Genomic DNA, 6,015 nt, shown 5'->3' on the forward strand with positions numbered 1-6,015 from the left:
GCCGTTTCTTTCCACCGGCTCTCCATTCGCTGTGTCCGTCCGAATCGATGATGACGTGGCCAGGCGGGCTGATCGTCCAGTACTCGTCTTGGACACCGCGAACGGCTAACAAGACGGCGGCTTGATCATGCGCAGGTTTGCCATGGTCGATCGCAGCGCCACCAAGGTACGGACGCAGTTCAAACGCGCGACGCACAGGATTGTCCGTTCCGCACGCCTGCAGCGACTTGCCACATCGCAGTGCCGCGCCTACTTCGAAGCCTTGCCAGATGATCTCGCCTGGCCAGCGATTGGTCACGCTGACGGCGGCGGCAGGGTCGAGACGAAGGTTCGTTTCCGGTTTGGCCGAACGAGGAAAGTGGCCTCCCATGATCACGGTCTGTTTCACCTTGGTACGGATCAGCTCTTCACCGCTCAGGGGGCTGGTCGAATCAGCCGACGAGTTCAGCAGGTCTTCCAGATTGCTAAGTGCTCCGACGCTACAGATCACAACCGAATGGTCCTCTGCTGCCGCCAACGTTTCGCGATAAAGACGCAGCGCGTCGATGCACTGTTGGTCGCTCGGACAGTCGTGCGGGAATTCCTTCGCCAACGCTGGCGTGTAAGAACTCGGATGATTCCAAGGGACCTTCGCGCCGTCCTTGTCGGTCGCGATCGGGACATCACCGCGGCCATAAAAGGTGTTGATCACGTCACAGGCAGCCGCCGAGAGCCCTGCGGCGTCGGCGCGGTTGGTGATCACTGCAAGTAGTTTCGCTTCGCCACGGTCGGCCAATTTGTTCAAGATCGCCAGCGCGCCCGCGTCATCGCAGTCGTCCGCCATGTCCGTATCAAAAATAACGGGTACAGGCGTAACGGGAACGGAATCCGCGGCGTTAACGATCGTGGTTGCAGTAAACAACAAACAAACTTGGACAAAGTATTTCATGGCATCAGGGGAGATTGCTGATTTAGGTGGCTGTTTTGCCAACCGAAAAGCGACGTCGTCGTACGGAACCAGCAGTCTTCATCGTCGGGGGGGCGACAGGGGGGGATGGTAGCTCTGAAAAAATGCACGCATTTTATTCTTCGCCAGCATACAAGAAACTCGGGGCGAATGTCGCCGCAGACCGTGCGAAAACTCGCTGGCCCGCTAGCTGCAATGCAGTCAGCCAGTACGCCGATTTTTCCATTCGGGTTGCGAGGCAACAAAAATTTGTGGCGACACGGGAGAGTTATTTGTGTCGGGCACTCGTTTTGATCGCCGAATCGGGCATGACATCGGCAGGGGATTCTTGTTAAAAACGGGCCCTCGCCAATCGGAATTCCATGATCCCATTGCAAGCATTCGATCTGCCATGAAATTGAACTACAAAGAACTGTCGGCGGCACGAGTACCGGGGCACGTGATGGATGGGGGGACCCTGCGAATTGAGGGTGTCTATGCCCCAGCAGGAAATCATGCTGCGAAGAAGGCGTTTCTGAGCGTGATTCGCAGCCGCGCGGACATTGGCGTCCACGCATTTTTGTCAGAACGCACCGTGATCGGCCGTAGCCCGACGTGCACATTTCCGCTGCATGACATGAAGGTGTCGGGACATCACGCGACCATCACACGGATCGGGGACGGAGGGTACATCATCGAGGACCTCAACTCGACCAATGGGACGCGAGTCGATGCGGTTCCGGTCGTGGGGCAAAAGGTATTGAAAGATGGCGACAAGATTTTTGTCGGCGAGACGGTGGTTCGCTTCGCGCTTGCTGATGAACTTGACATTGACTACCACAGCGAAGTCGCAACTCTGGTGGGCACCGATCCACTGACCGACCTTCCCTCGAAGCGACGTTTTGACGAAGCGTTGGAGTTTGCGTTCCAAAATTCGCTTCGAGGCGAGATGCCGCTTTCGGTTTTGATGATGGACATGGATGGCGTTAAACAGATCAACGACACCCATGGTCACCTTTACGGCGCCCACGTGATCGGTGAAACCGGTCGATTGATCGCCAAAGTGCTCGGGAATAAAGGACGAGCCTGCCGGTTTGGCGGCGACGAATTCAGTGCGTTTTTGCCGGGACAGAACCTTGCGTCGGCATGTACGGTCGCGGAACAGATTCGCACCGCAGTGGAATCGGCCGGAATGGAGAAAGACGGTATTCCGCTGCGTCCGACGATCAGCATCGGAGTTTCATCGTATACTCCGGCGTTCACCAGTTCGCTTGCACTCATCACCAGTGCCGATGACGCGCTGTATCGCGCGAAAGCAAGTGGCAAAAATTGCGTTGCACTGTAAAGCTTCTTTTCTAATCACGCGTTGCTTTGAACCGGAATTGCCCTAACCCGGGCAATGCATTGTTCATGCACGGCATCTACCAAGTCTTGATCGCGTAAAACGCTCGTTCACGCAAGCTTTGTTTCGATGCTAAGTCACGGTAGCGACTGCATGAGGAAGCCCCGGACACGAGTCCGAAGACGTTGTCTTCGTGACTGTCCATTCGCCGAAGGTGCAACTAGGCGATTAAATTGATCCCAGTACCGTGCGAATCGAAAAACTTTGGGACGTCAGCAAAACGGAACGCAATTTTGTGCAAAAAGCGATTCGGTTGCCGCCTGCCAGCGCGGTGAAACTGAAGCAAATCGCAGCCGACCACCGCTTAGCATCTCGCTCGGTTCGCAATGCTCACCATCTCGAGGTTGAGACTACTCCATCTCGAAATGCTTTTTCAAAAACTTAACAGCGTGGTCCCAGCGGCGATTGTAAAAGAGTCGATCCTTTGTGGTTTCAACTGTGAATACATCGCATGGCACCCCTAGTTCATCAGCACGCTTTTTTAGTTCAATACCAAAGAAGGGGTGATGGATGCCGTCCATCGCATTTTGCATTGCGATCTCGGGATCCTTCGATCGCCGGTAATAGAACACCGTGGGCGGATCATCTTCGCTGAGATGAGTGATCGGCGAGCATTCTTGGATCGTTCGGAATTGCTCGTCCTCGATTTTGTCAATGTCCTCGATCGTATAGCCAAATAGCTGCTGCAATCCGTCGCCCATCCAGGCATCGCCAGGAATGTGTTTTTTGACCCAGCGGAAATCGTACGAGGTTTGTGCATTGAGCAAGACGACGGCGGAAACACGAGTCGACTGACGTAACATGGGATCCGCTGCCGTCGGATCCGCGCGGTCGGGGCTGTAGGCAATCCACTGCGCCAGTCCCGAACCGGCCGAACCGCCCCCGATCGCAATGCGTGATTTGTCAATATTCCACTTCTCTGCGTTTTGTCTTAGAAACTGCACCGCATGGGCACAATCGTGAAAACAGGCTGGTGCAAGCGATTGTTGGCTCAAGCGATAATTGAGCGTCACATAGTGAATGCCGTTCTCGACAAAGGGGCGTGCAAACAAGCTTCCTTCCGACTTGTCGCCGCGGCGGAATCCGCCGCCATGGATCCAGATCATGCATGGGGCAGGTTCATTGTTCTCTGTTTTAGCCAAGTAGATATCCAACACATGTCGTTCATGTTCGCCGTAGCGTACGTCCCGATGATCGGGGTCTCGCCGTTCTCTTAGTTCACCCCGCATGGCCGCGTCGCCCTGACGCAGATTGGCTGCCCGCGACTGGATCGTTTCCATCATCCGCTGGCGGTCCGCACTTCCGATCGCCGGTCCAGACTGATCGCTCGCTTTTGCTCGCAGGTTTTTCAGCCTTTGTGCGGCGTCATCGGAAAGCACCAATACCCCGTCGCCATCTTCGTCCAACCGTTCGAACAAGCGTTGTGGCCCCGTGAACTCATCGAGTGTCAATTTGCCGTCACCGTTTATATCGTCGTTCTTCATGCGGGTGATGAAACGGTCGGTGCCGCTTTGTGCGAGCAACATGATTGGCAGCATAAGCGTGCCGAGGATCGCGATTGCAAATCTTGTTATCACGAGTGATGTTCCAAGCTGAAACGAATGGTTGAAAAAACTTCCGATACCGCGATTGGACGAAACGGAACTGCGGCATCCATGCATGGGTGATCACGTTGTTAGGGGATGGGAACGTGTGTTGTCACCTCTGACTTTGGCGATTCGATGCCCCGAGTGGACATTCATTCGCTACGCAAGATTTTTTCCATCTTGCGGCCTTTCGCCAACTCGTCGACTAGCTTGTCGAGGTATCGGACCTTTTGCGTCAGCGGATTCTCGATCTCCTCAACCCGGTAACCACAGATGACACCGGTGATCAGGTGGGCATTGGGATTCAGCTTGGCTTTCTGGAAAAACTGTTCAAAGTTGACCTGGTCTTTGATCTGTTTTTGCAGCGTCTTTTCGTCAAACCCGGTCAGCCAGCGGATGACTTGATGCAGTTCGTCGGTGCTCCGGCCTTTCTTTTCCACCTTGGTGACATAGTGGGGGTAGACCGAAGCAAACGACATCGTGGCTATCCGTTCATCGTGGCTTTTTGTGCTTTTCATAATGCAGTACAAAATAAACGTGAAGTCAAAGTTGGAATCCGCGAGCTCTAGAACCGAACGTAATGTTTCCAGTGGATATGCGTTTCGGTCTCATTGCTGCCACGCGACACGGTCAACGTGGTCGAGGTGTTTTTCGTGGTGACAAGGATTGTGTGAAGCGCAAAGGGCCGCCCCGCCGATTCATCCGAAATCAGCACGGCTCGTCCATCGGTCCATTCTGCTTTCGTCTTGTCGTCGGCCTTGGGATTGGGCGTTAGTTTGTGCTCATAAAAGGCAATCACTTTTTCGACCGAGTCTTCGGTCGTCATATGGGTTTTGCACACCATGGACGCCGCCGTTCTGTTGCCATCGGCGTTGACCGTGGGAACGTCCGACATCTCACTGCCGCTAAGATTGGATTGCGGGTATTGCCATTTTAGAATGGTCCCCATCAGCGTGATCGGTTCATCGGCGGTCGCAGTGGTTGTGGTTCCGATCCATACAGCCGCAATCAGGATCGTGGCAATCAATCGCATCAGACAAGGTTTCCAGTTTGTGAAAAGCGTGAAGGGACTTAGCGTCGGCGACAACATTCCAGTCAAGACGCGGTGCTATTGGTGGGTATCCAGACCATGCCAATCATACCGCAAGCGTGGCGGCAAAGCGCGATGTTGGGCAAATTCAGCCACGCGTCGGCGTCACGGTCGTGCGGGCCTCGCGGGACCGCGAAATTTCGCAGCGGAACGTGACCTCGCCAAAACCGTCCCTGGTTTCGCCAGTCCGGTTCGCAGGATCATTACCAGATGAGAATGATTAACGCCGGGTAGGATTTCCCACCGCAAGACACACGGTATTTCCGCCAACGCAAATACGGGCCTTCGACATTGCGATCGCTTCGCAGCTTTCGCATGGCCTTGACGCGATCGATACATCATCGCACGATCATTTCACCTTTCTCGGGTCGAGACTTTGTTTGGATATGTTTGCTTTGGGACCAGGAATCTCACTCTCATCCCTATCTGTTGCGAATTAATACTCCCTTCGACGGCTAGCGAATCCCATCGCGACCAGCAGCGTGAACGCAAGACAAGTCGATCGAAAAAGAGAGGGTGATTTGACACACCCTCGATGAACGGGCTCGGCCATCGTGAGCACTCGAAGTGATTATGTGGCCCCCTATCTAGGTCTTTGGATGACCACGCCGGATTTCACCGGCCAACCACCTTGCATGCAATAATACAGTGCGTTCAGATTGAAGCGTTCTGTGGTGGTATTCCATCGTTGTAGAGCAGTGGTCCCCGTGGTTCTCCATTCCCCATGCTCGTTTCATGCGTGAAGTCATTGGGGCAATGGTGCTGAAAATCTTGCAAGTGAAACCTTAGAAAACGCTAATCCGATGTCCAAACAACTCCACAAGCGACTTTCCACCGATATCCACTTGTTAGGCGATTTGTTGGGAAAGGTGATCCGCCGCCAAGCAGGGGTCAATGCGTTCGAACTCGAAGAACGTTTTCGTGCGTTATCGAAAGTGCGTCGACACGATCACGACTCGGCGGACGAAGTCGCCGTCCGAATCGCCGAGATCGTGGACGATTTGGATTTGCA

6 protein-coding genes are annotated in these 6,015 nt (G+C 54.3%); 2 read left to right on the forward strand and 4 right to left on the reverse strand.

Going from position 1 to position 6,015, the window contains the following annotated elements; translation table 11 throughout:
- A partial coding sequence (locus ABX962_RS27640; RefSeq protein WP_372724276.1) for a nucleoside hydrolase occupies positions 1-928 on the reverse strand: 928 nt, incomplete at its 3' end.
- A gap of 409 nt (positions 929-1,337) precedes the next feature.
- On the opposite strand from ABX962_RS27640, the gene ABX962_RS27645 reads away from it, so the two are divergent.
- On the forward strand, positions 1,338-2,270 hold the full coding sequence (locus ABX962_RS27645) for a diguanylate cyclase (RefSeq protein WP_372724278.1): 933 nt from the start codon (positions 1,338-1,340) through the stop codon (positions 2,268-2,270).
- A 407-nt stretch (positions 2,271-2,677) separates the two neighbouring features.
- On the opposite strand, the gene ABX962_RS27650 is transcribed toward ABX962_RS27645, so the two are convergent.
- The 3 genes from ABX962_RS27650 to ABX962_RS27660 all read right to left on the reverse strand — a co-directional run bounded on the left by ABX962_RS27650 (position 2,678) and on the right by ABX962_RS27660 (position 4,946).
- A complete protein-coding gene (locus ABX962_RS27650; protein ID WP_372724280.1) occupies positions 2,678-3,853 on the reverse strand; it encodes an alpha/beta hydrolase fold domain-containing protein in 1,176 nt (391 codons plus the stop codon).
- Between the two features lie 212 nt (positions 3,854-4,065).
- The gene (locus tag ABX962_RS27655) at positions 4,066-4,431 is read right to left on the reverse strand and encodes a DUF2200 domain-containing protein (protein WP_372724282.1); all 366 of its coding nucleotides are present in this window, start codon (positions 4,429-4,431) and stop codon (positions 4,066-4,068) included.
- A 47-nt stretch (positions 4,432-4,478) separates the two neighbouring features.
- Entirely contained in the window at positions 4,479-4,946 is a 468-nt protein-coding gene (locus tag ABX962_RS27660; protein ID WP_372724284.1) for a hypothetical protein, read from the reverse strand.
- 860 nt (positions 4,947-5,806) lie between these two features.
- Here ABX962_RS27660 and ABX962_RS27665 point away from each other — a divergent pair.
- The coding region (locus ABX962_RS27665; RefSeq protein WP_372724285.1) for a hypothetical protein at positions 5,807-6,015 on the forward strand (209 nt) is incomplete at its 3' end.

The organism is Novipirellula sp. (assembly GCF_041583735.1).
Taxonomy (GTDB): Bacteria; Planctomycetota; Planctomycetia; order Pirellulales; family Pirellulaceae; genus Novipirellula.

What these genes read in the sequence shown, in the direction of transcription:
- ABX962_RS27645 (WP_372724278.1), top strand. Translation starts at nt 1,338, where the DNA reads ATGAAATTGAACTACAAAGAACTGTCGGCGGCACGAGTACCGGGGCAC.
- ABX962_RS27650 (WP_372724280.1), bottom strand. Translation starts at nt 3,853, where the DNA reads ATGTTGCTCGCACAAAGCGGCACCGACCGTTTCATCACCCGCATGAAG.
- ABX962_RS27655 (WP_372724282.1), bottom strand. Translation starts at nt 4,431, where the DNA reads ATGAAAAGCACAAAAAGCCACGATGAACGGATAGCCACGATGTCGTTT.
- ABX962_RS27660 (WP_372724284.1), bottom strand. Translation starts at nt 4,946, where the DNA reads ATGCGATTGATTGCCACGATCCTGATTGCGGCTGTATGGATCGGAACC.